Origin of the sequence: Nonomuraea monospora, from assembly GCF_039531895.1 — a bacterium.
GTDB classification, from domain to species: domain Bacteria; phylum Actinomycetota; class Actinomycetes; order Streptosporangiales; family Streptosporangiaceae; genus Nonomuraea; species Nonomuraea monospora.
Map to the genome: position 1 here is coordinate 1 of NZ_BAAAQX010000123.1, position 529 is coordinate 529.

Annotated in this window: 1 protein-coding gene; it reads left to right on the forward strand. The window is 69.6% G+C overall.

From position 1 onward, the window contains the following. On the forward strand, nucleotides 1-468 hold a 468-nt coding region (locus ABD331_RS60790), incomplete at its 5' end, for a transposase (protein ID WP_344496735.1). Between the last annotated feature and the right edge of the window lie 61 nt (nucleotides 469-529).

Sequence of the window (529 nt, forward strand, 5' to 3'; positions counted from 1 at the left end):
GCGCCCGGAGGTCGCTTCACCAAGGATGCCTTCACCGTCGATCTGGAGGCCGGGCGGGTGATCTGCCCGAATCAGATCGTCGAACAGATCCGCTGGCATCGCGATGGCAATGGGGTGGCGGCCTTCGGTTCCGCGTGCGCGGGATGCCCGCTGCGGGAGCGGTGCACCACCGCCAAGGACGGCCGCGACATCAACCTCAGCCCGCATGAGGCGCACCTGGCCCGGGGCCGGTCCAACAGTGCCGATCCCGGCTGGCTGGCCCGATACCGCGCCACCCGGCCCAAGGTCGAGCGCAAGATCGCGCATCTGATGCGGCGACGGCATGGCGGTCGCCGCGCCCGCGTGCGCGGCACCGCCAAAGTCGACGCGGACTTCTCCTTGCTGGCCGCCGCCGTCAACCTGGCACGCCTGGCGGTGCTCGGCGTGGCTTCCACCTCCACCGGACGATGGACAGCGGTAACGGCCTGACCAGGAAGAACAATTCGAACGTCCCGGTTGTGGAAGGCCGGTGGACACCACTCAGGACCCC